General features: G+C 57.2%; 21 protein-coding genes. 16 read left to right on the forward strand and 5 right to left on the reverse strand.

The genetic code is table 11. From position 1 onward, the window contains the following. Window positions 1–65: 65 nt before the first annotated feature. Window positions 66–1,217, reverse strand: coding sequence for an HD-GYP domain-containing protein (locus tag ACUZ79_RS07220; RefSeq protein WP_449251162.1), 1,152 nt, complete (start codon window positions 1,215–1,217; stop codon window positions 66–68). Window positions 1,218–1,732: 515 nt separating this feature from the next. Between ACUZ79_RS07220 and ACUZ79_RS07225 the strand changes: the two genes are divergently transcribed. From ACUZ79_RS07225 to ACUZ79_RS07295, 15 genes are all read left to right on the forward strand, one after another. Next, entirely contained in the window at window positions 1,733–3,850 is a 2,118-nt protein-coding gene (locus ACUZ79_RS07225; RefSeq protein WP_449251163.1) for a molybdopterin-dependent oxidoreductase, read from the forward strand. A gap of 92 nt (window positions 3,851–3,942) precedes the next feature. Then, complete coding sequence (locus ACUZ79_RS07230) at window positions 3,943–4,449, forward strand: 4Fe-4S dicluster domain-containing protein (protein WP_192111320.1); 507 nt, start codon at window positions 3,943–3,945, stop codon at window positions 4,447–4,449. Window positions 4,450–4,609: 160 nt separating this feature from the next. Further along, window positions 4,610–4,984, forward strand: coding sequence for an NADH-quinone oxidoreductase subunit A (locus ACUZ79_RS07235; RefSeq protein WP_192111321.1), 375 nt, complete (start codon window positions 4,610–4,612; stop codon window positions 4,982–4,984). Next, window positions 4,972–5,514 (forward strand): NADH-quinone oxidoreductase subunit B, encoded by a 543-nt coding sequence (locus tag ACUZ79_RS07240; protein ID WP_291442125.1) that lies wholly within the window; start codon window positions 4,972–4,974, stop codon window positions 5,512–5,514. The genes ACUZ79_RS07235 and ACUZ79_RS07240 overlap by 13 nt, the downstream gene beginning before the upstream one ends. Beyond that, on the forward strand, window positions 5,496–6,056 hold the full coding sequence (locus ACUZ79_RS07245; protein ID WP_449251164.1) for an NADH-quinone oxidoreductase subunit C: 561 nt from the start codon (window positions 5,496–5,498) through the stop codon (window positions 6,054–6,056). The genes ACUZ79_RS07240 and ACUZ79_RS07245 overlap by 19 nt, the downstream gene beginning before the upstream one ends. Next, window positions 6,049–7,359, forward strand: coding sequence for an NADH dehydrogenase (quinone) subunit D (nuoD, locus tag ACUZ79_RS07250; RefSeq protein ID WP_449251165.1), 1,311 nt, complete (start codon window positions 6,049–6,051; stop codon window positions 7,357–7,359). The genes ACUZ79_RS07245 and nuoD overlap by 8 nt, the downstream gene beginning before the upstream one ends. 78 nt (window positions 7,360–7,437) lie before the next feature. Continuing rightward, a complete protein-coding gene (nuoH, locus tag ACUZ79_RS07255; protein ID WP_449251166.1) occupies window positions 7,438–8,406 on the forward strand; it encodes an NADH-quinone oxidoreductase subunit NuoH in 969 nt (322 codons plus the stop codon). Window positions 8,407–8,577: 171 nt separating this feature from the next. After that, window positions 8,578–9,261: an NADH-quinone oxidoreductase subunit NuoI gene (nuoI, locus tag ACUZ79_RS07260; protein ID WP_449251167.1), complete on the forward strand. Its 684-nt coding sequence runs from the start codon at window positions 8,578–8,580 to the stop codon at window positions 9,259–9,261. Window positions 9,262–9,363: 102 nt separating this feature from the next. Next, window positions 9,364–10,014, forward strand: coding sequence for an NADH-quinone oxidoreductase subunit J family protein (locus ACUZ79_RS07265; RefSeq protein ID WP_449251168.1), 651 nt, complete (start codon window positions 9,364–9,366; stop codon window positions 10,012–10,014). Further along, window positions 10,011–10,313 (forward strand): NADH-quinone oxidoreductase subunit NuoK, encoded by a 303-nt coding sequence (gene nuoK / locus ACUZ79_RS07270; protein WP_022658373.1) that lies wholly within the window; start codon window positions 10,011–10,013, stop codon window positions 10,311–10,313. The genes ACUZ79_RS07265 and nuoK overlap by 4 nt, the downstream gene beginning before the upstream one ends. A gap of 2 nt (window positions 10,314–10,315) precedes the next feature. Continuing rightward, on the forward strand, window positions 10,316–12,244 hold the full coding sequence (nuoL, locus tag ACUZ79_RS07275; RefSeq protein WP_449251169.1) for an NADH-quinone oxidoreductase subunit L: 1,929 nt from the start codon (window positions 10,316–10,318) through the stop codon (window positions 12,242–12,244). A gap of 18 nt (window positions 12,245–12,262) precedes the next feature. Further along, window positions 12,263–13,756 (forward strand): NADH-quinone oxidoreductase subunit M, encoded by a 1,494-nt coding sequence (locus ACUZ79_RS07280; protein WP_240824808.1) that lies wholly within the window; start codon window positions 12,263–12,265, stop codon window positions 13,754–13,756. A gap of 121 nt (window positions 13,757–13,877) precedes the next feature. Further along, a complete protein-coding gene (locus tag ACUZ79_RS07285; RefSeq protein WP_449251170.1) occupies window positions 13,878–15,386 on the forward strand; it encodes an NADH-quinone oxidoreductase subunit N in 1,509 nt (502 codons plus the stop codon). 74 nt (window positions 15,387–15,460) lie between these two features. Next, on the forward strand, window positions 15,461–16,594 hold the full coding sequence (locus ACUZ79_RS07290) for a sulfite exporter TauE/SafE family protein (protein ID WP_240824806.1): 1,134 nt from the start codon (window positions 15,461–15,463) through the stop codon (window positions 16,592–16,594). 160 nt (window positions 16,595–16,754) lie between these two features. Next, the gene (locus tag ACUZ79_RS07295) at window positions 16,755–17,387 is read left to right on the forward strand and encodes a hypothetical protein (protein WP_240824805.1); all 633 of its coding nucleotides are present in this window, start codon (window positions 16,755–16,757) and stop codon (window positions 17,385–17,387) included. A 148-nt stretch (window positions 17,388–17,535) separates the two neighbouring features. On the opposite strand, the gene ACUZ79_RS07300 is transcribed toward ACUZ79_RS07295, so the two are convergent. Further along, window positions 17,536–18,630: an NADH:flavin oxidoreductase/NADH oxidase gene (locus ACUZ79_RS07300; protein ID WP_449251171.1), complete on the reverse strand. Its 1,095-nt coding sequence runs from the start codon at window positions 18,628–18,630 to the stop codon at window positions 17,536–17,538. Window positions 18,631–18,785: 155 nt separating this feature from the next. Here ACUZ79_RS07300 and ACUZ79_RS07305 point away from each other — a divergent pair, with 155 nt between their 5' ends. Next, window positions 18,786–20,087 carry a serine hydrolase domain-containing protein gene (locus tag ACUZ79_RS07305; protein WP_449251172.1) on the forward strand — a complete coding sequence of 434 codons (1,302 nt, stop codon included), beginning with the start codon at window positions 18,786–18,788 and terminating at the stop codon, window positions 20,085–20,087. Between the two features lie 150 nt (window positions 20,088–20,237). Here ACUZ79_RS07305 and ACUZ79_RS07310 read toward each other — a convergent pair whose 3' ends face one another. The 3 genes from ACUZ79_RS07310 to ACUZ79_RS07320 form a co-directional block, all read right to left on the reverse strand. Next, window positions 20,238–21,107: an MBL fold metallo-hydrolase gene (locus tag ACUZ79_RS07310; protein ID WP_449251173.1), complete on the reverse strand. Its 870-nt coding sequence runs from the start codon at window positions 21,105–21,107 to the stop codon at window positions 20,238–20,240. 57 nt (window positions 21,108–21,164) lie between these two features. Further along, entirely contained in the window at window positions 21,165–21,773 is a 609-nt protein-coding gene (locus ACUZ79_RS07315; RefSeq protein WP_240824801.1) for a rhodanese-like domain-containing protein, read from the reverse strand. Window positions 21,774–22,141: 368 nt separating this feature from the next. After that, window positions 22,142–24,049 carry a response regulator gene (locus ACUZ79_RS07320; RefSeq protein WP_449251174.1) on the reverse strand — a complete coding sequence of 636 codons (1,908 nt, stop codon included), beginning with the start codon at window positions 24,047–24,049 and terminating at the stop codon, window positions 22,142–22,144. Window positions 24,050–24,392: the final 343 nt, after the last annotated feature.

The raw sequence follows: 24,392 nt of genomic DNA on the forward strand, positions 1-24,392 counted from the left end.
CCATTTTCCCGTTTCCTGCCTGTGCAGCCTGCAAACTGACTAGCCCCCGTCCATTCTCATTCCTTTCATTCCGTTATGCCCAAAAGGCGTGGGATATCCCAGTCTTCCGTCTCTTTGAATGAAAGCGCGCGGCTCACGCAAATCTTGCTTGCCGCCAACAGGTCAACTCTGTCTTCCATGTAGGCTACGCCTCTGAATTTTCTGACAATGATCACTGTTGGCCGGGTTGGAAAATCGGGGTTGCTGCTGCTTATGAGGCCCATGCGCCCGTCTGAAAGTTTGACCGCCGTTCCTAGCGGGAAGACCCCCATCATTTTTATGAAAGAATCCGCAAAGCCGCGCGGCCATGCCGTTCCGTTCATTTTGTACATGATTGCCAGCGCATGACTGGGGCAAAGCGCCTCTTTATATACGCGCCTGGATGAAAGCGCGTCATATACATCGCAAATAGAGATGATACGCCCAAAAAGACCGATGGCTGAGCCTTTGAGCCCGTGGGGATACCCCAGGCCATCGTGCATCTCGTGGTGCTGGCCTGTGCCCTCCAGAATTTCTGGTGCGATATTGGGTATCTTGCGCAAGGCGTCATAGCCGAGCAGCACGTGCGACCGCATGACGGCAAATTCGGACGGGGAAAGCGCGCGCGGCGCGTTAAGAATCTCTCTTGGTACGAGCGCCTTGCCGTAATCATGAAACAGCCCGGCCATACCGGCTAGTTGCTGCTGATGATCTGTAAGGCCCAGATGCCGGGCAAAGGCTACGGCAAAAATGGCCACGTTGACGCTGTGCCTGTATGTGTATTCGTCACGCCCTTTCAGGTTGGCAAGGGTCAGCATGGCGTTGGCATTACACTTGAGGGCAAGAATGATGGACTTAATGCAGGGTTCGGCCCCTGCAATCTCTGCACTGCCGCACTCACCGGAAGACATGGCGGCTTTTACATGAGCGTAGGCGGCAGCGTGCGCTCTTTGTGCCTGTGCAAGGTTGCGTGAGAACAAGCGCGGCAGCGCACAGCCCGGTTCATACGCAGGAACGGCGCGCTCCGGATCGTGAATTACTTCGGTAAAGCCCTGCTGGATGATCCCGTCAATCTCTGCCTGATCGACCACAAGACCCTCGCTCATGTAGAGCAGCGGGGCATTGATCCAAGAGATGCCCGGATTGAGCACGTACATTCCCGGCTTCAGGTGTGCTATAGGTATCCGTTCCACAGGCATGTAGGTGGATCCTTTGGCAGGTATTTGCGTTGATTTTCACTACAATAATATAACACTGCAAAATTTTAGGAGTAAAGGGATAAAACGCGCCGTTTTTGCAACTGACTGATTGGATTGTTCAAAATTTCTTTTCGCGCCAATTCTCGATTTGATTGGTAGCACCGTACCAATGTGAAATTAATATTTTATCACTCTTGTATAAAAAATGTGATTTCCAATATGCTGAAATTATAAATAAAAAAAATTGAGTGTGCACTCAAGTTATAAAAACTACAATTAAATTAGGGTTTAAAGAAAGTGTGTGAAAACAGGAACCTGGCTGGAAATTAAAAAAAAACTGTGCTAGCGACAATGCTTCCTAATTAAATTACCAGACAAGATTAGTACAGTTGCGGTGGCTTGGAAATGTTTGCAACGGCACATCTGAAGTGGTTTTCATTTCAGGCTGATTTTAGGATTGGCGAGATGTGCCTCAGACAGATGACAATATCCCTTACTCGCACGAGAGAAGCACTATGGGCAGTATGCAGTTGGTTCAGAGTGTATGCGGAATGTGCACCGCAAGGTGTCCAATTTCTGTAGAAGTAAAAGATGGTTCAGTGGGTATGATTTACGGCAACCCGCACAGTCCCCTCAAGGGGGCCTTGTGCGCGCGCGGCGTGGCCGGCAAAGCCCTTGAGCGCGAGTCGGAGTGTCCGCAGAGTCCGCTTATTCGTGTGGGCGAGCGGGGCGAGGGCAAGTGGAAAAAGGTTTCGTGGGAAGAAGCCTTTGACTATGTTGCGCAAAAAATTGCCTCAGTGCAGCAGCAACACGGCAGGGAATCCGTGCTGTGGTCTGACCGCGACGGCCCCTTTACCGACCTGTACCGCGCCTTTATGCGCGGCATCGGTTCGCCCAACGTCTGTACGCACAGCACCTCGTGCGACCTCAACACCCACCACGCCTGCAAGGCCGTCATGGGCCTCGGGCGCGGCATGGCCGTCAACGACTTTGCCAACTGCAAGCACATTGTACTGCAAACGCGCAACATTTTTGAAGCTATCAACCTTGGCGAGGCCAGAACCGTCATGCAGGCCCTGCGCAAAGGCTGCAAGCTCACGGTCATTGATATCCGCCACAATGTTTCGGCCTCCAAGGCCAATGATTTTCTGCTTGTCCGCCCCGGTACGGACTATGCCTTCAATCTGGGCGTCATCAACACGCTTATTACCCGCAAGCTCTACAACAAGGATTATGTGGATGCCCATACCACGGGTTTTGCCGAACTGGCCGAATTTGTGGCTCCTTATACGGCTGAATGGGCGGCAGAGCAGTGTCAGGTCGATGCGCAGGCCATTGTGCGCCTTGCGCAATCGCTTGCCGCTGCGGCCCCGCATGTGATCTGGCATCCCGGCTGGATGACCTCGCGGTATGGAGATTCCTTTCAGGTTGCGCGCACAGCTCTGGTCATTACGGCCCTGCTGGGCGGCGTGGGCGTCAAGGGCGGCATAGTGCCGGGCCGTACACCCAAGGAATGTGGTAAGGCCGGGCTCAAAAAGTTTACGGATCTCTTCCCCACGCCCAAGGGCTTGCGCGCTGATGGCCTTGGTACGGATAACAAGGCTTTCGATCCCGGCAAGGGCCTGCTGCACAAGGCTTTTGAAGCCATCAGCAATCCTCCGCAAGGGGCCGCTCCGGTCAAGGCCTACATGTGCTGGCGGCACGACCCCTTGCAGGGTTACCCTGACCCCGATGCGCTGCGCAAACGCTTTGACGGCCTTGACCTGCTTGTGAGCGTCACGTTTTCCTGGTCGGACACCGCATGGTATTCAGATGTGGTGCTGCCGCTTTCCACCTATCTTTCGCGCGAGAGCATCATTGCCACCAAGAACGGCCTCAAACCGCAGTTCTTTGTGCGCAACCGCGTTATCCCGCCGCGCTACGACACCAAGGCCGACTGGGAAATCATCGGCGGTCTGGCAAAGCGCCTCGGGCTTGATCCTCTGGTTTTTGAAAGCGCGGAGGATGTGTGGCGTTTTCAGCTTGAAGGGACAGGCCTCACCAGCGCGGACTTTACCGAAAAAGGCTTTGTCTCGCTCACCAGCGATCCCCTGTACGTGGATATGGCAGATTATTCCTTCCCCACTGCTTCGGGCAAGGTGGAACTGACCAGCGAGGGTTACGGCAAGGGCTGCGGCCAAAACATGTTGCCCCCCTACACGCCGCCCGTTGCGCCGCCCGAAGGGGCCTACCGCATTACCTTTGGACGGGTGGCCGTGCATACCCAGGGCCATACCGTCAATAATCCGCTGCTGCTTGAGCAGGTTCCTGAAAATACCGTGTGGATAAACAGCAAGAAGGCCAAGGCCGCCGGCATCAACCCCGGCGACAGGGTGCGCGTGCGGGATGCCGCAGGCAAATCCATGGGCGAGGCCGGGGTCAAGATCACCTCTGCCATCCATCCCGAGGCCATCTTTGTGGTGCACGGCTTCGGCCACGACCTGCCTTGCGAAAGTCGGGCCTTCCACAAGGGCATCTCTGACAGCAAGTGCCTGCGCGGCGGTCTGGATTTGCAGGATATGGGCGGCGGCGGCCTGTCCATGCAGGAGCATTTTGTCACGCTGGAGAAGGTGGCCGGTTCCGGCGCGGCCTAGGCGGACTCTGCCTCGGATATTGTCAAAGGCATGGCCTGATACTGCAAGGAAATTTACGGGAACAACCCACCGAGCCGCGTGGGAGGATGGTTATGAGCAAATATATTGTCATGCACAATTCGGCGGATTGCATAGGCTGCAAGGCCTGCGAGGTTCAGTGCCGCAGCTTGCACAACGGCGGGCCGGGGGCTTTTTTCTGCCGCGTTCTTTCCGTGGAGCAGACCGAACCCAAGCCCGCGCTGGGCTTTGTGTACACCTCGTGCTTTCACTGTGAAAATCCCTGGTGCGTCAAGGCCTGCCCCACTGGGGCCATGCGCCGCAGGGACGATGGCATTGTCTATGTGGAAACCTCGGCCTGCGTCGGCTGCAAGGCCTGCATCACCGCCTGCCCCTGGGCTGCGCCCCAGTGGAACGCCCAGACCGGCAAGGTGGATAAGTGCGATCTGTGCCGCGACCGCATTGATCAGGGCCTCAAGCCTGCCTGCGTAACCACCTGCGCCATGAGCTGCCTGCAATTCTCCACGCCGGATGCGGCCAGTCAGGAGAAGCGGCAGGAATTTGCCGAGCAGATGCAGCGCAACAGGCCTGTTGTCCGCTAGAAAGTGTTTTTTTGCCGGGGCCATGCAAGGCTTGCGGCAGAATGTTCAGATTTGTTTGCGGCGGCTCTGCAAGAGCGCGCCGACGGCGGAGCAGGGCCGTGCAATCGTTTGGCCCTGCCTGCCCGGAATATGACGAAGACATTCAACAAGGTGGCTTTTTATGGTGCCTACGGTTGCCGGAGAAGAGTATCTTGCCATTCTGCTGCTGCTCATTATTGCGCTGCTTTTTGGCGTTCTTACGTTGTTTTTCGGGCGGTTTTTCCGCATGCGTCGGCCCTACCGCGAAAAGCTCATGCCCTATGAATCCGGCAACGAGCCAACCGCCGAGCCACGCACGCGTTTTTCCATCAAATTTTATTACGTTGCCATTCTTTTTGTCATCATCGATGTGGAAGCCATCTTCCTCTACACTTGGGCAGTGGAATTTGTGCGTCTGGGCAGCCTTGGGCTGGCGGAAATGCTGACCTTCATGACCCTTCTGGTGCTGGCCTACGCCTATGCCTGGAAAAAGGGGGCCTTCGAATGGGTGAAGTAGAAACTCGCACCGCCGCGCACGACGACCAGCCCCTTGCGGTGCACAAGGACGGCCTGCGGTTTTTCCCCGGCGCCAACGCCGTGCTCGGGCCGCTCAACGCTCTGGTCAACTGGGGCCGTTGCGGCTCCATCTGGCCAGTGACCTTTGGCCTTGCCTGCTGCGCCATCGAAATGATGGCCACAGGCGCGTCAACGCACGACCTTGACCGCTTTGGCATCATCTTTCGCGCCAGCCCCCGGCAGGCAGACTGCATGGTGGTGGCCGGAACCCTGAGCAAAAAAATGGCCCCGGTGCTGCGCAGGGTTTATGACCAGATGCCCGAGCCGCGCTACGTGCTCGCCATGGGCAGTTGCGCATGCAGCGGCGGGCTTTTTCAGTCGTATGCCGTAACGCAGGGCGTGGATCAGATTATCCCGGTAGACGTCTATGTGCCGGGTTGCCCTCCGCGTCCGGAAGCGCTTTTTGACGGCTTTATCAAGTTGCAGGAGAAAATTAACAAGGAGCAATTTCGATGGAGTCCCTGGAGATAGCGCGTCTGCTGCGTGAGGCTTTTCCGCAGGAAGTGCTCGACATACAGGAGTTTCGTGGCCAGACGGCGGTGCTGTTGCGTCACGGTCGCATCCTTGATGTGCTGGTTTACGCCAGGGAGCATTTTGACATGATGCACCTGCGCTCGCTCTGCGGGGTGGACAACAGCCGCCGCAAGCAGGAGGGCCTTGGCGCGTTTGAGGTCGTCTACAACCTGTATTCCGTGAATCAGCGCAGTGCCCTGCGTTTGCGCGCCCAACTGGACGATCCCGATGCGGGCCTTGATTCCGCCGTGCCTTTGTGGCCTGTGGCCAACTGGCTTGAGCGCGAAGTCTTTGACCTCATGGGCATACACTTCAAGGGGCACCCTGATCTGCGCCGCATCCTGCTGCCTGACGACTGGCAGGGCCACCCCCTGCGCAAGGCCTATCCTGTGCGCATCCCCTCGCGTGGCGTGCCTGAGTGGTCTGGCCTGACCGAACTGCGCGAACACGCCAGGGAGGCGGACGCCCTGAGCTGGCAGGGGGGAGAAAAGCATGAGTGATATCCGCAAGCAGAGCATTGAATGCCCCGTGCGTCACGGTCAGCCTGTGGGGCGTCAGAACGTGCAGGAATTGCTGGGCAGGGAACTGCCCGAAGACGCTGACAACTTTGACTGCTTTGACGAAAGCGACGAGGACCGTACCAGCCTGCGCCTCGGGCCGCAGCACCCTGCCACGCACGGCGTGTTGCGCCTCGACCTTGAGCTTGAGGGTGAAACCATTTTGAGCTGCGACCCGCAGGTGGGTTATCTGCACCGTGGCTTTGAAAAAATGGCCGAAACCTTCACCTACGCGCAGGCCCTCACCCTCACCGACCGGCTGGACTACATCGCCGCCATGTCCAACAACACGGGCTACTGCCTCGCGGTGGAAAAGCTGCTGGGCGTGCAGGCTCCGCTGCGGGCGCGTTACATCCGCACCATTGCCTGCGAGATGTCGCGTCTGTGCTCGCATCTGCTCTGGCTTGCCACCCACGCGCTGGATATCGGGGCCATGACCGTCTTTCTGTACTGCTTCCGCGAGCGCGAAATGCTGCTGGATCTTTTTGAAGACCTCTGCGGCGCGCGCCTCACCCTGACGTATCCGCGCATTGGCGGTGTGCGGCAGGACGTGACAGGGCGCTTCATGGACGGCTTGCAGGATTTTCTCAATATCTTCCCCAAGCGCATAGTTGAGTACGAAACCCTGCTTGATACCAACCGCATCTGGTTGCAGCGCACGGTGGGCGTTGGCGTGCTGAACGGCAAGGAAGCCCTGGCCCTAGGCCTCACCGGGGCCTGCCTGCGCGGCTCGGGCGTGGATTACGATGTGCGCAAACACGAACCCTACGATGCCTATGATCTGGTGGATTTTGAAGTGCCGCTGGGCAGCGATGGCGATATTTACGCCCGCTACCGCTGCCGCATGGAAGAAATGCGCCAGTCTGTGCGCATTCTGCAACAGTGCGTGGATCAGCTCCCCCCCGGCGCGACCCTCGCGGCAGACGCCCCCGATCTGCTCATGCCCTACAGGGCGTGGCGCAGCGAGGCCGAAACAGCGCTTTTTGGCGGCAGCCTGCGGCAGGTCATGCATGATAACAATATCTACATGCCCGGCGATGTGTACGTAGCCACGGAGGCCCCCAAGGGCGAGCTTGGGTTCTACTTTGTGAGCGACGGCAGCAGCAGGCCCTACCGAATGCACGTGCGCGGCCCGTCGTTTATCCATATCGGCGCGCTGGCAAGCATTGCCCCGGGCGGGCTCATTGCCGACCTTATCGCCAATATCGGCAGCATGGACGTGGTGCTGGGAGAATCTGACCGATAACCATGGGCTTGCCTGCAAGGCCTATGGCTGCGCAGGGCAAACCGGGTTTACGGCTATAACCAATCTGGCAGGGAAACCATGAATGTTCTGGTAATTGTACTGCAACTTCTTGTGCTTCTGGTGGTCGTGCTGCTGCATGTGGCCTATGCCACATATTTTGAGCGCAAGGTCATCGGCCATATGCAGATGCGCATGGGCCCCACCCGCGTGGGCTGGCTTGGGCTGCTGCAACCCATTGCGGACGGCATCAAGAGCTTTTTTAAAGAAGATATCATCCCCTCGGCGGCAGACAAGCCCATCTTCATGCTTGCTCCCATCATCTGTCTGGTGCCCGCCTTTGCCTCGCTGGCGATTCTGCCGTGGGCCGAGGGCTGGGCCTTGTCCAACATCAATATCGGCCTGCTTTTTGTGTTCGCCATGAGTTCCCTTGGCGGCTACGGGGTTGTGCTGGCGGGCTGGGCCTCAAACTCCAAGTTCAGCTTTCTTGGCGGGTTGCGGGCCTCGGCCCAGGTGATCAGTTATGAAATCGCCATGGGCCTCAGCCTTGTGGGCGTGATGCTGCTCTCCGGTTCGCTCAATCTGGGCGACATCGTGGCCGCGCAGGGTGATTCGTTTTTTGGCATGTTCGCCTTCCGCCAGTGCATTGGCTTTTTTATCTTTTGCGTTGCCATGCTGGCGGAAACCAACCGCGTGCCCTTTGACCTGCCCGAGGCGGAAAGCGAGCTTGTTTCCGGTTATTGCACGGAATACAGCGGCATGCGTTACGCCCTGTTTTTCATGGCCGAATACACGTCCATGTTTGTGATGGCCACGGTGGGCGTGGTCTGCTTTCTGGGGGGGTGGCGCGGCCCGGTTGATGTGGGCTTTTTCCCGCCGTTCTGGTTGGTGCTCAAGGTGTATGGCGTCATGTTTTTCTTTTTCTGGGTGCGGGCCACGTTGCCGCGTTACCGCTACGACCAGCTCATGGCCCTTGGCTGGAAGGTGCTTATCCCTCTGGCGCTCTTTAATATTGTGATTACCGCTTTGGGCAAGGCCCTGCTGGGTTAGGGCCTGTTAATACTATGGCTCTTTTCCCCTCTGCCTGCGTCAGGAAGCCTTTTTATTCCGGTCGAGTACCAAAAACGTACACTCCCTTCATAAAAAGGCTTCCTTCCTTGGTAGAGAACAAAATTTCTCATAGTGTTAACAGGCCCTAGGCCTCTGACGAGGAGAGCAAAGATGCAGATTCAGTACAAAGCGCCTCGCAACTGGCTGCAAACCCTGTTGCAGACAGAAATAGCCCAGGGCATGGCCCTGACCTTGCGGCGCATGTTCAACCGCCCCATCACGCGGCAGTACCCGGAAGAAAAACCCGTGGTTGCCGCTGGTTTTCGCGGGCGGCACGCCCTGGTACGCGATGCTGCAACCGGCGAGAGCCGTTGCGTTGCCTGCATGCGCTGCGCGCGGGTATGCCCCTCGCACTGCATACGCATTCGCTGGAGCCGCGCCTCAGATAACAGCCGCGTGGTGGATGCCTATAATATCGATGCCCTGCGCTGCATTTTTTGCGGCTACTGCGCGGAGGTCTGCCCGGTGAACGCCATTGTGCTGACGGAAGTCTATGCCTACGCGGCCAACGGACGTTCAGCCTTCAAGTTTGACAAGCAGGCCCTGCTGGACAACTGGGACGACTTTGCAGCGCAGAAGGGCGATATGCAAGGCTATGTGAACCCCCTGTGCCGTCCCCGCAACATGCCCGAGGGCGCGCTTGCCCATGCCAAACGGGTGGCGGTGGATGCGGAATGGAGCGGAGCGGAGCAGTGGGTGGGCAAGAATCACCGCGCTACGCATGCGCAAGGCGCAGAGCCGAATCCGAGCGCGCCCGGCCATGGTCAGGCGCATCAGGACGGTGCTGCGCAATGATCTGTCAAAAATCTGTGCTGATCTGCGGCAATGCCCGTGCCTTGCAGGCCACCTTGCCCGCAGCGGAAAAAGCATGCAATGCACGATGGGCGGAGAACGTGGATGACAGGCCTCCTTGCCGAGGCATCCCTGAACAGAGCGCAAGTCCACTGCGGAGGTGGAACGGTGTTTGGTGAAATATTCTTTCTATACTGCGCCTTTGTCATAACCGTGTGCGGCGTGCTGGCTATCAGCCTGCGCAATCCCATTCACTGCGTGTTGCTGGTGCTGCTGCTGTTCTTCCACATGGCGGCGGTCTACCTGACCTTGCAGGCCGAATTTCTGGCAGCCATACAGATCATCGTCTATGCCGGGGCCATCTTGGTTATGTATCTTTTTGTGCTCTTTCTGGTGAACCTGCAACGCGAGTTGCGGCTGCCCGCCCTGACCCCCAAACCCATTGTGGGCTACTCGCTGGCGGCTGCCCTGTGCGGCGGCATGCTCTGGGGCGTGGCAGGCTTTGTACCGGGCGGCAAGGGCCAATGGCCCCTTGAAGCCCTGCGCGAGGTCACGCACACCAAGGCCTTGAGCCGCGAGCTGTTCACCAACCATTTTCTTTCGCTGGAAATCGCGGGCGTGCTGCTGCTGGTGGCCTTGGTGGCTGCCCTGACCCTGGCGCGCAGGCAGCCGGTGTGCACACCCGCCCTGGTGCAGGCCGAAAACAAGGCCTGCCCGTGCGCAAGCGGCAACAAAGACCAAGGAGGCGCGGCGTGATTCCCCTTTCCTGGTACATGGCGCTGGCAGCAGTGCTATTCTGCATAGGTGTGGCCGGGTTTCTTACGCGCCGCAACATTATTGTGATGTTGCTCTCGCTTGAGCTGATGCTCAACGGCGTCAACCTTAATCTGGTGGCCATGAGCTATTTCATGGACGCGCTGCGCGGGCAGGCTTTTACCATCTTTATCATCACCGTTGCCGCCTGCGAGGCCGCAGTGGGGCTTGGCATTGTCATCTGTCTGTTCCGCAGCCACAAAAGCGTGCGTAACGAAGACATAACCACGATGCGGGGGTAAACATGCCAATATATTTGCTGCTTATTCCTCTGTGCCCCTTGCTGGCCTTTGTGCTTACCCTGATCTGCGGTCGCCAATGGGGCGAGCGCGCCCACTGGCTGCCCATCGTGGCCATTGGCGTTTCGCTTGCCTGCGCCTTGCTTGCCCTGCGGGATGTGCTGGCGGGCAACATCGTCAATGCCGATGTGCACACCTGGATAGCCTCCGGCAACCTGCGCGTGACTTTTGGCTTTCTGGTGGACCAGCTCACGGCGGTCATGCTGGTGGTGGTTACCAGCGTCAGCACCCTGGTACACATCTATTCCGTGGGCTACATGCGGGGCGAAAAGGGCTATTACCGCTTTTTCGCCTATCTTGGCCTGTTTTCCTTTTCCATGCTCATGCTGGTCATGGGCAACAACTTCTTGCAGCTCTTTTTTGGCTGGGAGGCTGTGGGGCTTTCGTCCTACCTGCTCATCGGCTTTTATTACGAAAAGGATTCCGCCTCGGATGCGGGCAAAAAGGCCTTTATCGTCAACAGGTTCGGAGACTTTGGATTTTTGTTGGGGCTGTTCTGCATCTTCACCATTTTTGGAAGCCTGCACTATGCGGACGTGCTGCCCCAGGCCGCCGTGCTTGAGGGCATGACCTTTACCCTGTGCGGTTATACGGTCAGCGTGCCCACGCTCATTTGTCTGCTGCTGTTCTGCGGCGCGGTGGGCAAGTCGGCTCAGTTGCCCCTGCATGTGTGGCTGCCCGACGCCATGGAAGGCCCCACCCCGGTGAGCGCGCTTATCCACGCGGCCACCATGGTCACGGCGGGCGTCTTCATGCTGGCGCGCTGCAACGCCCTGTTTGCGCTGTCGTCCACGGCCTTGGCCGTCATCACCGTGGTGGGCGCGGTCACGACTTTGTTTGCCGCCACCATCGCCCTCACGCAGACCGATATCAAGAGGGTGGTGGCCTATTCGACCATCAGCCAGCTGGCCTACATGTTCATTGCCTGCGGCGTGGGAGCCTACGGCGCTGGCGTGTTCCACCTGTTTACCCATGCATTTTTCAAGGCCTTGCTCTTCCTTGGCTGCGGCTCGGTGATTCTGGGCATGCACCACGAGCAGGACATGCGCTCCATGGGCGGGCTTGGAAAGTACATGCCCATTACCAGCGCAACCTTTTTGCTGGCCTCGCTCTCTATTGCTGGTGTGCCGGGGTTGGCTGGCTTTTTCAGCAAGGATGAAATCCTGCTCATGGCCTACAACTCGGGTACGTTCACGGGGTATCTGGCCTGGGGCGTGGGCGTGCTGGTGGCCTTTATGACGGCTTTTTACTCCTTCCGCCTGTATTTCAGCGTGTTCACGGGCCAGTTTCGGGGGACGGAACACCAGCGCGAGCATCTGCACGAATCGCCGCGCGTGGTCACTGTTCCCTTGCTGGTGCTGGGCGTGGGGGCTGTAGCTGCGGGCTGGCTGGGAATCCCGCATGTTCTGGGCGGTTCCAACCACTGGGCGGAGTTTCTCGCTCCGGTGACGGGGCACCCGCATGTGCATGTGTCGGGCGCTGTGGAGCTTGGGCTGATGGCTGTTTCCGTAGCAGCTGGTTTTGCGGGCATCGGCCTTGCATGGTTCATGTATTGCCGCAGGCCGGAACTGCCGGGCAAGGTGGCGGGTGCTTTTTCTGGCCTGTATCGACTGTTTTCCCGCAAGTACTGGGTGGACGAAATCTACGTGGCCTGCCTTGTGCGGCCCACGCTGTGGCTGGCGGACAACCTGCTGCTGGGCGTGGTGGACACGTGCGGTATTGAAGGCGTGGTCAACGGCGTGCCGCGCGCCATCGGCAGACTGTCCACAAGCCTGCGAAGGCTTCAGGACGGGCAGGTGGCACACTATCTGACATGGCTGGCCGGGGGCGCGGCAGCGCTCTTGCTGGTATTGCAACTGGGCTTTTTTTCCTAACAACGGCGGGGAGATCGCATGTCTGTACCTGTTCTTTCCTTGCTCATCTTTGTGCCTCTGGCGGGTGGGCTTTCCCTGCTGGCTGTTGCGCGCCGCAATGAAGAAACCATCAAGCTGGGCGCGCTTGCCGTATGCCTGCTTGAGCTGTGCCTGAGCTTTGTGGCTCTGAGCCGCTTTGATAAAAGCCTGTGGCAAATGCAACTGGTGGAAAACTGCGCGTGGATTGAGAGCCTGAACATCTATTACGCTCTGGGCGTGGACGGTATAAGCGTGCTGTTTCTGCCCCTGACGGCCCTCATAACGCTGATGGGCGTGGCGGTGTCGTACAAGAGCATCAAGGTCAAGGCCAAGGAGTTTTTCATCAGCCTGCTGCTGCTTGAAAGCGCCATGGTGGGTGTGTTTTGCGCCACCGACCTCATGCTGTTTTACATTTTCTGGGAAGCCATGCTCATTCCCATGTTCCTGCTCATTGGCGTGTGGGGCGGGCCTCGCCGCATTTACGCCACAATTAAGTTCTTTCTGTACACCCTGCTGGGCAGTTTGCTGATGCTGCTGGGCATCATCCTGCTGTACCTCAAGGGTGGACATACCTTCGACATCATGGCGCTGGCGCGCAACGACTTTGACCCCCGGCTGCAATTGCTGCTGTTCTGGGCCTTTTTTGCCGCCTTTGCGGTCAAGGTGCCTATGTGGCCCGTGCATACGTGGCTGCCAGACGCGCATACCGAAGCGCCCACGGCGGCCTCGGTCATTCTGGCTGGCGTGTTGATCAAAATGGGCGCGTACGGCTTTTTGCGCTTCTCCCTGCCTCTGTTTCCCTATGCCGCATGGGTGCTGCTCAAGCCCATGCTGGTGCTTTCCGTCATCGCCATCGTGTACGGTGCGCTGGTTTGCCTCGCGCAAACGGACGTCAAGCGGCTCATCGCCTACAGTTCCGTAAGTCATATGGGTTTTGTGACACTGGGGCTTTTTGCGCTGACCCAAAAGGGCGTGGAAGGTTCCATTTTGCAGATGATCAACCACGGCATAGTGACGGGCGCGCTCTTTCTGGGCGTGGGCATGCTCTATGACCGCACTCATACACGCGAGATCAAGGTATACGGCGGGCTGGCCTCGGTCATGCCAGTGCTGGCGGCCTTTTTTATGGTCTTTACTCTGGCGGCTGTGGGTTTGCCCGGTACCAACGGTTTTGTGGGTGAGTTCCTGATCCTGCTCGGCGGTTTTGAACGCGCCCCATGGGCCGCAGTGGTGGCGTCTTCTGGCCTGATACTGGGCGCATGGTACATGCTCTGGCTGTATCAGCGCGTGTTTTTCCGTCAGGTGTCTGAAACCGTGCGCGGTCTGGTTGGGGAAAAGCTTGATGGGCGCGAGATAGCCATTTTGCTGACCATGAGCCTGCTTATAGTGGGCATCGGCATCTTCCCCAACGTGTTGCTGGAATACATGCACGTAACGGTGGAACATCTGGTGGCAGATACCCAGCAGGCCTTTGCGGTTTTTACCGCAAATTAGAAAAAGTTGCGGCCCGAGCACTGGCAATAAAAGTTTGCGCCCACGCCACAGGCCATGCATGGCCCATACAGTTGGCGGACAGTGTGCCTTGCGGCACAAGGGCAACACCATAGGAGCTATCATGACAGCCATATCCGTAGCGCCCCTTTCGGCCCTGCCATTGCTGAAAGAACTTCCGGCCCTGCTGCCAGAGCTGACGCTCTTGGTCACGGCCATTGGCCTGCTGTGCGCCGACATGTTTTTTCCAAGGGCGCGGGCTTTTCTGCAATGGCTGACGGTCGTTGGTGCAATAACGGCTTTTGCAGCAATTGTAGCAGTTTCTGCGGGCGGCGGGAGTGTTTCTTTTGACGGAATGTTCCGCGCTGACGGCTTTGGAGCGCTCTTTAAAGCCATTTGCGTAGTAGCACTTGCTTTTACGGCGTTAATGAGCGAAAGTTTTTTTTCACATGCCCAAATGCGTCAGGGCGAATATTACTGCCTTGCAGTATGTTCAACACTGGGCATGTGCGTAATGGCCTCGGCTGGCGACCTCATTGTGCTCTATCTGGGGCTTGAGCTCATGGCCCTGCCCATTTACGCGATGGCGGCCCTGCGCACTGGCGATCCGCGAAGCAGCGAATCGGCCATCAAATATTTTTTGATGGGCAGTTTCGCTTCGGCTCTTTTGCTTTTTGGCATGTCCCTGTTGTACGGGCTTACCGGGCATACCGAGCTTGCGCAGATCGCTGCGGCACTGCCTGTTGCCGCAACCGGGCAGACCATGCCCGCCCTGGTAGTTGCTTTGGCGCTCATGCTGGCAGGCATGGGGTTCAAGGTGGCTGCCGCGCCCTTCCACGTGTGGGTGCCTGATGTGTACGAAGGCGCGCCCACAACCGTGACCGCCTTTATGTCTGTGGCGGCCAAAACGGCCAGTTTCGCCGTGCTTGCGCGCGTATTGGTCATGGCCTTGCCGCAACTGGGCGCTCAGTGGAGCGGGGCGTTGGCCTTGATGGCCGCATTGACAATGCTTCTGGGCAATATCGCTGCCGTAATGCAGACAATCCTTAAACGCATGCTGGCGTACTCTGCCATAGCTCACGCGGGTTATGCCCTCTTGGGGCTTGCCGCGTGCACAGCCGACGGCCTGCGCGCCACGGCGGCGTATTTGACCATTTACCTGTGCATGAACATGGGTGCCTTTGCCATCATGGGCTACCTTGCGGTGTACGGGAAAAAACAGGGAAATAATCCTCTGGCTGATGCGGGTGAAGACCTGGATGATTACTCGGGCCTTGCCGCACGACATCCCGCCCTTGCTGCGGCCATGCTGGTTTTTCTTTTTTCCCTGACGGGCATTCCGCCGACTGCGGGCTTTATGGGCAAATTCATGCTCTTTAAAGAAGCCTTTTCGGCAGGCTATACGGTAACGGTGCTTGTGGCTGTGATCAGCAGCACCATTTCCGCATGGTATTATCTTGGAGTGGCACGACGCATGTACATGCAGGAGGCCCCGGCAAATCACCCCGCACCCATACAGGCAGCTTCGGGCGGTGCGGGCGTGAGGGCTGTACTTCTGTGCTGTCTGACAGGTGTGGTGTTGTGGGGCGTGTTCCCGCAGACGCTGCTTTCGTGGGTGCATGTGTTTTTTTAGGAAGCTGCCTCAACAGGGCGCTTTCAGGCATTATTATCCGTTCGCTTGTGCGACGTTGATCGGGAGGAGTTGGAATGAGAAACAAGTGGGTACTTTTCGGCGTGGTGGCTTCACTTCTGGTGCTGACCGCCAGTGTCGCCCTTGCTGCTGACGGCAGCGTGCTTGCCAATGCCATCGCCAAACAGGTGGAAACGGCCCCCAATACCATCAACATGCAGGCTGAACCCGGCTATCTTGGTATCCCCGGCGGCCCCAAGGTCAACATGATTCTGGCCTTTGGCTGGGCCTTGTGGGTGGGCTGGATTTTCTCCACCGTGGGCGCTTTTGGCGGCGTTATGGCTGGCGTGGGCCACATGACCGTGCACGGCCTTGGCGCGTATGCCAAATCTTTTGGCAAGACGCCCCTTAACAAGTCCGTCACCGACTCCGTGCGCGCCTCCAACCAGATGCTCGCCGGGCTTTCCGCTGTTATCAGCACGTTCAGCTACTACCGCATGAAGCGCCTTGTGCTGCCCCTGGGCTTCGCCCTGGGCCTTGGCTCCATCGTGGGCGCTTTCAGTGCTGTTTCGCTGACTGCCGGCAAGCTGAACTTCTCGTCCTATCAGGGCTATTTTGGTCTTTTCGTGCTGCTGCTGGGCCTGTACCTGATGTGGGAAACCTCCCCTGCCGGTCAGCGTTCCAAGGCCAAAGCCAAGGAAGCCGCCAAGGCTTTTGAAGCTGCCGCCAAGGCCAAGGGTGAAGGCGCTGCTGCCCCCACGGGCGTTAAGCTCATCAAGTTCACCTTTACCACCTGCCAGTTCACCTTCTGCGGCGTGGAATTCTCTTTCAATCCCCTGCTGCCCTTCTGCGGCGGCGTGGTTATCGCCAGCATCGCGGCCTTCCTGGGCGTGGGCGGCGGCTTCCTGCTGGTGCCTTTCATCACCAGCGTGACCCAGCTCCCCATGTACCTTGCTGCCGGTACCTCCGCCCTGGCCGTGCTGCTCAGCATGATCACCGGTATCACCACCCTCATGCTGCACGGCGCGCTGGTGGACTGGAACCTGGTTGGTCTTGAACTGGCCGGTATTGCCGTGGGTTCCATTGTTGGCCCCTACACCTCGCGTTTCTTCTCCGATATCTGGTTGAAGCGCCTCTTCATCGTGCTGGCCCTGTACGTTGGTACCGACTACATCCTGCGCGGCTTCTTCAACATCAAGATGTTCGGCTAGTATTTCCGGCTATGTCCGGAACATGCTGAAAACATGAAAAACACTGCATCCCCCTGGCCTGCCCACGGGGGTGCAGTGTTTCCTTTTTACAACAGAATGCTAATCTGCCCGTGTGCAAGGGCTTAGAATCGCCCTGTGCGAAAAACGGAGCCGCTGAGATATGGAACAACTTTTGGTCTGGCTTGATCCTTTCTTGGTGCTGCCGTACCGCGTGGTGCCGCAGCCCGAGGCAGCCTACTTTTTGGGAACAGCAATTCTTGCCCTGGTGGCGGGCCTCATAGGCATTGCCACCCTGCGCATGGCCCAGCGTATGCACCGCAAGCGCCTGAAAAAATTGCAGGATGACATGCGTCATTATCATGAGTTGAGCGAATCAGCCTTGCAGAACTCTGGCAAGGAAGCCTTCAAAGCAGTGAATCGTCAGGGCCATGAGGCTTTTGGCTATTATTTTTCGCTCAGCAACGCCCTGTTTGTGGCTTCGTTGTGGCCTGCTCCCATCATGCTTGCATGGATGCAGCTGCGCTTTGGCACAATCAGCCCTGAGCTGCCTTTTTCTTTGCCGCTGTTTGGCAATCAGCCGAGCATGGTTTTCTGGTTCATTCTTTTTTATATCCCGCTGCGGATGTTCAGCAACAAGACCATCACGCGCTGGCAGTTGCGCAGCGGGGCGGCCCCGTTGGAAACCCAGATCGTAAACAGCCCCGAGGCCAATGCAGAAGTGGAGCCTGAAGGCCAGCCACAAGCGCAGGCCCAGCCGCAAGCGCAGGCCCACAAGGTGGACGCGCCCCAGTAGGATATGTTCCGAGATCCTGCGCCGGGAGCAATCCTCGCGCAGCATTGATCTGGCTGGTTAATGTTCTGGCTGGCCAATGCAGAAGGCCCCGCATCGTTAAAGATTGCGGGGCCTTCTGCATGTGGCGTATGCGCTGTGAAAACCAGCCTTACGCAAAAAGATCCTTCACGTTGTGCGGCTTGCTGCGCAGGTAGGGCGACGGCGCAGCAATGGTCTGCCCAAGAGCGGCAGCGGCATGCCAGGGCCAGCGCGGGTCGTACAGCATGGCGCGGCCAATGGCTACCATGTCGGCCTGCCCTGTGACCACAATGCTTGAGGCCAGTTCCGGCTCCGTGATGAGGCCCACGGCAATGACAGGAATCTCGCTCACTGCTTCCTTGACCGCAGCCGCCAGTGCCACCTGATAGCCGGGCGCAAGGGTGATCTTCTGGTTGGGCGAAAGCCCGCCGCCGGAAACGTGTATGTACGCGCCACCCGCTTTTTCAACTGCCTTTGCAAAGGCAGCGCATTCTTCCACATTCCAGCCGCCCTCGGCAAAATCGGTGCCTGAAACGCGCACACCCACAGGGTAATTGACCGGAACCGCTGCGAGCACTGCCGCCAGCACTTCCAGCGGAAAGCGCATCCTGTTTTCGAGGCTGCCGCCGTAGGCATCGGTGCGGGCATTGCTGAGCGGCGACAGAAATTCGTGCATCAGGTAGCCGTGGGCCGCGTGCAGCTCAATGGCGTCATACCCGGCGCGTACGGCGCGTTTGGCCGTAGCTACAAAAGATTCTGTCAGGCGGGCTATGTCTGCCGCCTTGAGTTCTGCTGGTGTTTGATGACCCGGCGCATAGGGCAGGGCGGAAGGCGCGCATATTTCCCACCCGCCATCTGCGGGCAGCAGCGGCTTGCCTCCTTGCCAAGGTAGGCCCGTAGCGCCCTTGCGTCCGGCATGTCCGATCTGGATGCCGATGGGCGTGGAAGAATAGGTACGTATGGAATCGAGCATGGCCTTGTGGGCGGCTTCCTGCTCCTCATTCCAGAGGCCGAGATCCTGCGGGGATATACGCCCCGGCGCTTCTACAGCCGTTGCTTCCACAATGAGCAGCCCGGTTCCGGAAACGGCAAGGGTTCCATAGTGCATGGCATGCCAGTACACGGGGCATCCCTCTTCTGCCGAGTATTGATCCATGGGGGGAACGACTATACGGTTGGGCAGTGTGAGCCCTTTGAGTTTGATGGGAGAAAAGAGTGGATTCATGGTGTCCTCCTGCTTGGTTTTAATCCTAGCGGAATGCTTTTTCTTTGTTAAGCGCCCAATGCTTATGAAAAGCGTTCCCGGTATTTACATCTGTGACCAAAAATGGCTCTATCAGCAGAAATAGGGCAGGGCCGTTTTGCCTGCGGGGAGGATGTGTGCAGAAGCAGAAAAAAATAATAGGGTTGCTCTCGGGCAAACTGGCATCCCGGTTTGTTGCTCTGCTGATTGTTGCCCTTTGCGCCTTGGTTCCGGCTGGCAGCAGCGCGGCAAGTGCAGAAAAAAACACCGATACGGCTTTGGCCCAGCGGCTTGATGCCGTGCTGAACAAGGCTGTTGCCGAGGGCCGCATCGTTGGGGCTGTGGTCATGGTTGCCCGTCAGGGGCAGGTGGTCTATGCGCGGGCTGTGGGCATGGCCGATGCGGAAAAATCCACCCCCATGAGTCCGGAAACGCGCTTTCGACTGGCCTCCATGAGCAAGCCCATTGCGAGCGCCGCAGCACTTGCACTGGTGGAGAAGGGCATGATCGCTCTGGACGACCCTGTTACCCGCTGGATTCCCTCTTTTACCCCATCGCTTGCTGACAAGGCGGATCCTGTCATTACTGTGCGGCACCTGCTCACGCACACTGCCGGGCTTTCTTATGGTTTTTCGGAGCCGTCCGATGGCCCCATGGCGCTGGCCGAAGTTTCCGATGGACTGGATGACCCACCAATCACGCTGGAAGAAAACATCTGGCGGCTTGCCACAGTACCGCTTTATTTCGAGCCGGGTACGGACTGGAAATACTCCCTTGCCATTGATGTGCTTGGCGAAATCGTATCACGGGCTGGCGGGGATAAGCTGCCCAACGTGGTGCAGGAGCTTGTAACCGGGCCGCTGGGCATGACGCACACGGGTTTTATGGCAGATGATCCTGATCTGCTTGCCGCACCCTATGTGTGGGCCAATGGCAAGACCCACCGCATGGCCGAGACTGAATTTGTGCCCAACGCTGTTTCCGCAACGCGTTTTCAGCCGGGGAGGGCGCTGGACGAACAGGCCTTTCCCTCCGCTGGCGCCGGAATGGTTGGAACAGCGGCAGACTACCTGAAATTTCTCGAGGCCGTGCGCGAAAACGGAGGCTCCATCCTCAAACCGGATACCGCGAAGGCCATGACTGCCGATCAGGTCTGCCCCATATTGTCGCAAAGGCTGAGTGTAACCGCAGGTAAAACTAATGAGGTTGTCGCGCCGGGCTGGGGATTTGGTTTTGGCGGCGCGGTGCTGCTGCGCCCTGAAAAGGCAGAATACCCTGCGGGCCAGAACACCTGGAGCTGGAGCGGCGCATACGGGAGCCATTTTTTTATGGACCGCGCCAACGGCATATCCTTTGTGGCGCTTACCAATACCACGCCTACGGGTATGGCTGGGCCGTTTGCGGTTGACCTTGCACGGGCCGTGTACGACAAAAAGTAGCCAAAATTACAAGGCCCATGTTCTGTTGCAAGCTTCCCTCTTTTTTACGCTCCGGCCTGAGTCACGCATGTTCTCAAAGCCCCTTCGTCCATCCCCGCATGCTGGAGGAAGAAGGGGCTTTGTCTGTAAGCTGGATATTCCCCCTTGGTCTTACATGCGGTTCACGGGCAGTTTTACAAATTGCAGGCCATTGACGGCCTTGCCGAATTTTCCTGTGCGCATGTTGGCCTGAAGGGAGGGCAATATGAGCGGCGGCACGGCCTTACCGTTATCGTCCGCCTTGCGTTTTGCCACAAATTCGGCCTTGCCCACTTGCAGGTTCAGCCGCACGTTGGCGGTTTTCTGCTCGCCAACGGTTGCCATGCACTGCGGGCCCCGCACACCCTCAGGCGGGTAGTCATGCCCCACATAGATGCGCAGGTCATCGGACAGGGCAAAGAGTTTGCGGGAGGAATCATAGGAATCCTCGGCGCTGCCGCCAGGGAAGTCGCACCTGCCTGAACCCACATCGGGTAAAAAGATGGTGTCGCCCACAAAGGCTGCATTGCCCACAATATAGGTGGTGTCTGCGGGCGTATGCCCCGGCGTATGGATGATTTTTGCGGGCATGTCGGCAATGGTGAATTCTTCATCATTTTCAAACAGATGGTCAAAGGCCGAACCGTCTGCGGGGGTGTCCTCCTGCGTTTGGAAGATGGGCGTCCATGTGGAAATGATATCCAGCATGTGTTTGCTGATGGCTATTTTCCCGCCCATTTTTTCCTTGATATAGCTGGCTGCGGTGACGTGGTCTGCGTGGATGTGGGTTTCAAGAATCCACTCAACCACAAAGCCTTGCTGGCGGACAAAATCAATAACGGCATCGGCAGAAACAGTGGATGTGCGGCAGGCGTGGAGGTCAAAATCCAGCACGCTGTCTATAATGGCGCAACGCTTCTGGGCATCGGTTGCAGACCAGACCACATATGTCCAGGTAGCGGTAACGGGATCAAAAAATCCGCGCACGTTGGGTGCAGACATGGCGAACTCCTTTGCAAAAAAGCTAGGGTGAAAGTTCCGGCACCAAGGGATGGCGCGTTACTGGCAGCTTGCGCCGGGGCTTTTGCCAGCTCCAATGGGGCAAGCGCCGCCAGAGCAGCCCTTTTTGTTCCAGGGTGCGCGCGTGAGCAGCAGCGCGAGGCCGCACCAGTTGGTAAGGCCGGAAAATACCTGCCCGCAGCCAATAAAGAGCGCGCCGAGCAGAAAAGCCTTGTGTACAAAAAGCCCCAGCAAAACGAACAGGGCCGTGAGCGCCCCGGCCACAAGACGCACCTGCCTGTCCAGTGTGGGTGAGGTTTCGCCTGTTTTGGGCAGCGCCTGACCTGTGGTGGGGAATCCAGCTTCCTTGCAGGCCGCAAGGCCGCCTTCAATAACGGTTATGTCCGCAAATCCGGCTTCGGCAAATTTGGCCGCTGCCGTTTGCGCACGCTTCCCGCTGGCGCAAAGGGTATAAATGGGAGTGTCTGTCAATGCCCCGCTGCGCAGGGCAACCATGTGAGGATCAAGCTCCGTCACCGGGGCCAGCGTGGTCGGAAGGACGAGACGTTTTTCCGCAAATTCCATGGGGGTGCGCACATCCACTATGAGCGCCTGCTTGAGGTCTTTTTGCCGCAGGGCTTGCGCGCTGATGCTCTTAACTGTTGTCATCATGGCCTCCTTCGGGGGATAGCCTCCGGTTGGAAGGGTATGAAGATCCGTTCATAGCCGTATCTGTGGCTTGCCGCAAATGGTGCAGTCCTGTACATGATACCTCACCTTGGGCAGACTGCAAAGCAGCAAGAAGAGTGTACATAGTAGTTGGCTACCGTATCTTCTTTTCAGGTAAGCATGTTTCCGGGGACTGCAAGGCCTGCTTGGAAAGGGTGCATTTGTATAATGCGCCCCGCATGGTTGTGATATTTGCAACAAGGTTATTTGCGGTTGCGCTGTGGGAGGAAAACAGTTCAGACGCAAGCTGGAAGGGAGGGATGAAGGATTCTTTCTGCGAAGAGAGATGCTGACGGTCTGGCAAGCTTTTAATCCGGTCCCTGCGTGGTTGAGGCAGGCGTGGGCGAAAGAAGCTGGCCAAGAACTGAAAACATCTTGCTCATAATAACCGGTTTTTCCAGAAATTCGTCCATGCCGGATTCAAAGGCATTCTGTATCTCATCGGCAAAAACATTGTCGGAAAGCGCCACAATGGGAGTGTCCACATCAAACTCCCGTATCTCGCGGGTAGCCTGATAGCCGTCCATCACAGGCATGCGGATGTCCATCATGATGATGTCGTAATTACGGCCTTTGGCCTTTTCCACTCCTTCACTGCCGTTGAAGGCCTGTTCGCACACCACGCCTTCACTTTCGAGCATTTCTTTCAGGATTTCACTGTTGATGACGTTGTCTTCGCAGATGAGGATCTTTCTTCCCTTAAGCGAGGTTGCGGCGGAGTGCTGTGTGCGATTTTTTTTGCGGAAGGCGGCGATATCTGCGGCGGTAGCTTTTTGGTGGGGCAAAATCACCGTGAATGTTGTTCCCTGCCCCGGCGCGGATTTGCAGGTAATGTTGCCCCCCAGAATATCGACCAGCTTTTTCACAATGGCTAGCCCAAGCCCGCTGCCAGAGCTGGACATATGGTCTTCCTGCGTGAATGGGGAATACATGCTGGCCTGAAATTTCTTGCTGATTCCCGGCCCGTTATCAGAAATGACATGGGTTACAACAAGGCTGTCGGCATTTTCACCGCAGATGTCATTGCGCCATGTTATGGTGCCGCCGGGTTGCGTGTATTTGACGGCATTGTTCAAGAGGTTGACGATGATCTGCTGAACCTTGCGCGTGTCGATCTGCGCATAGCAGTTGGTTGCTGTGCAGTTAAAATGCGTTATGAAAGTAATGTTTTTTGCCTCAGCTTGGGGCCTGATGATGGATTCAATGCTTTTTGCGCTATGAGCGCCAGTGCAAATTGTGGGTATAACGTCTATTTTCCCGTTAGAGATTTTTTGCAGGTCAAGAATGTCGGAAAGAATGGCAAGCAGAAAGTTTGAACACGCCTTTATGGTGGAGAAGACCTTGGCGAGGTCAGGATCGCGGTGTTTTTTCAGCTCAAGGTCAGAAAAGCCCACAATGGTGGCAAGGGGAGTGCGCATATCATGGCTCATGCGCAAGAGAAAGTCAGACTTTGCGCGGTTGGCCTGGCGTTCTTTCTTCAGGGCTGCATGTAACTTAGCGTTGAGATCCACTACGTCTTTGCGCAGCATGTATTCACTTGTGACATCTTCAAAACTGCCAACAAGCCCCACAATTTTACCGTCTTCATAAAGCGGGCTTTTGCTGGCTACAATGTGGCGGTTTTCGCCCCTGCAAAAGCACATGCCGGGAACCCGCGTGGTGCTCTCACCCTGCAACACTCGCAGTTCATCATTCTTGTACGGGTCAGGGTCACTATGCCAGCCCATATCTTCATCATTCTTGCCCAAGAGCACCTGCTCGGAATCAAAGCCGTAGTATTCCAGAAAAGCCTTGTTTACCCCGATAAAGCGCCTTTCTGCATCTTTCCAGAAGATTGCAGCCTGCGTGGTATCCAGAATTTTTTGCAGCAAAACCTGGCTTTGCCTGTTGTGCGCTTGGGTCTCTTTTTCTGTAGAAATATTGACAAATGCCAGTTGTAGAATTTCTTGGGGGATAATCCAGGAGAGACTGACGCGAATCCACCTGACGTGACCATCGCGCGGGCGCAGTCTGCACTCAAGAGGCTGCAACGCCTTGCCGGATATGAACATTGCCAGCAGGTGTTCTACCTTGCACACGTCGGCACTGTGAACATGCATGAGTTCACTGACGTGGAAGCATTTGCTCGCCTCACGTCCCGACGTGCCTGTCATGGCCAGCGCCTCGCTGTTCATGTAGGTGCATTGAAGTTTGGCTGGCCCTTGCGTGGCCTTCATGCGGATGATGCCGATTGGAATATCAGACAGAACATCAGTAGGTTGCTGTTCTGCTGCAGAAATCCACAATATGCAAACGTCGTCTTCAATCCGCTGACAGCGGCAATCAAGGAAGCAATGGCTGGTTTCACAAAATACGGTCCATTCCTCCGCATAATCCTGGGAGAGCGATTTGTTCAGATGCTCCCTGTTTTCAATAATCTTTTCTAATTCTCCAAAACTTTTGATTTTTATGAGGTCCGTAAATCTTGTGGTGGCGGCGCTAATGGAGAAGGTGTTGCCCTCAAGCCGAGTTAAAAGACAACATGCAATATTAGCTGAACTATTCCACTTCATGAATTGA

The organism is Desulfovibrio faecalis (assembly GCF_053570625.1).

What these genes read in the sequence shown, in the direction of transcription:
- ACUZ79_RS07290 (WP_240824806.1), top strand. Translation starts at nt 15,461, where the DNA reads ATGAGAAACAAGTGGGTACTTTTCGGCGTGGTGGCTTCACTTCTGGTG.
- nuoD (WP_449251165.1), top strand. Translation starts at nt 6,049, where the DNA reads ATGAGTGATATCCGCAAGCAGAGCATTGAATGCCCCGTGCGTCACGGT.
- ACUZ79_RS07230 (WP_192111320.1), top strand. Translation starts at nt 3,943, where the DNA reads ATGAGCAAATATATTGTCATGCACAATTCGGCGGATTGCATAGGCTGC.
- nuoL (WP_449251169.1), top strand. Translation starts at nt 10,316, where the DNA reads ATGCCAATATATTTGCTGCTTATTCCTCTGTGCCCCTTGCTGGCCTTT.
- ACUZ79_RS07320 (WP_449251174.1), bottom strand. Translation starts at nt 24,049, where the DNA reads ATGAAGGCCACGCAAGGGCCAGCCAAACTTCAATGCACCTACATGAAC.
- ACUZ79_RS07265 (WP_449251168.1), top strand. Translation starts at nt 9,364, where the DNA reads ATGACAGGCCTCCTTGCCGAGGCATCCCTGAACAGAGCGCAAGTCCAC.
- ACUZ79_RS07235 (WP_192111321.1), top strand. Translation starts at nt 4,610, where the DNA reads ATGGTGCCTACGGTTGCCGGAGAAGAGTATCTTGCCATTCTGCTGCTG.
- ACUZ79_RS07245 (WP_449251164.1), top strand. Translation starts at nt 5,496, where the DNA reads ATGGAGTCCCTGGAGATAGCGCGTCTGCTGCGTGAGGCTTTTCCGCAG.
- ACUZ79_RS07225 (WP_449251163.1), top strand. Translation starts at nt 1,733, where the DNA reads ATGGGCAGTATGCAGTTGGTTCAGAGTGTATGCGGAATGTGCACCGCA.
- ACUZ79_RS07315 (WP_240824801.1), bottom strand. Translation starts at nt 21,773, where the DNA reads ATGACAACAGTTAAGAGCATCAGCGCGCAAGCCCTGCGGCAAAAAGAC.
- ACUZ79_RS07240 (WP_291442125.1), top strand. Translation starts at nt 4,972, where the DNA reads ATGGGTGAAGTAGAAACTCGCACCGCCGCGCACGACGACCAGCCCCTT.
- ACUZ79_RS07285 (WP_449251170.1), top strand. Translation starts at nt 13,878, where the DNA reads ATGACAGCCATATCCGTAGCGCCCCTTTCGGCCCTGCCATTGCTGAAA.
- ACUZ79_RS07280 (WP_240824808.1), top strand. Translation starts at nt 12,263, where the DNA reads ATGTCTGTACCTGTTCTTTCCTTGCTCATCTTTGTGCCTCTGGCGGGT.
- ACUZ79_RS07220 (WP_449251162.1), bottom strand. Translation starts at nt 1,217, where the DNA reads ATGCCTGTGGAACGGATACCTATAGCACACCTGAAGCCGGGAATGTAC.
- ACUZ79_RS07295 (WP_240824805.1), top strand. Translation starts at nt 16,755, where the DNA reads ATGGAACAACTTTTGGTCTGGCTTGATCCTTTCTTGGTGCTGCCGTAC.
- ACUZ79_RS07310 (WP_449251173.1), bottom strand. Translation starts at nt 21,107, where the DNA reads ATGTCTGCACCCAACGTGCGCGGATTTTTTGATCCCGTTACCGCTACC.
- nuoI (WP_449251167.1), top strand. Translation starts at nt 8,578, where the DNA reads ATGCAGATTCAGTACAAAGCGCCTCGCAACTGGCTGCAAACCCTGTTG.
- nuoH (WP_449251166.1), top strand. Translation starts at nt 7,438, where the DNA reads ATGAATGTTCTGGTAATTGTACTGCAACTTCTTGTGCTTCTGGTGGTC.
- ACUZ79_RS07300 (WP_449251171.1), bottom strand. Translation starts at nt 18,630, where the DNA reads ATGAATCCACTCTTTTCTCCCATCAAACTCAAAGGGCTCACACTGCCC.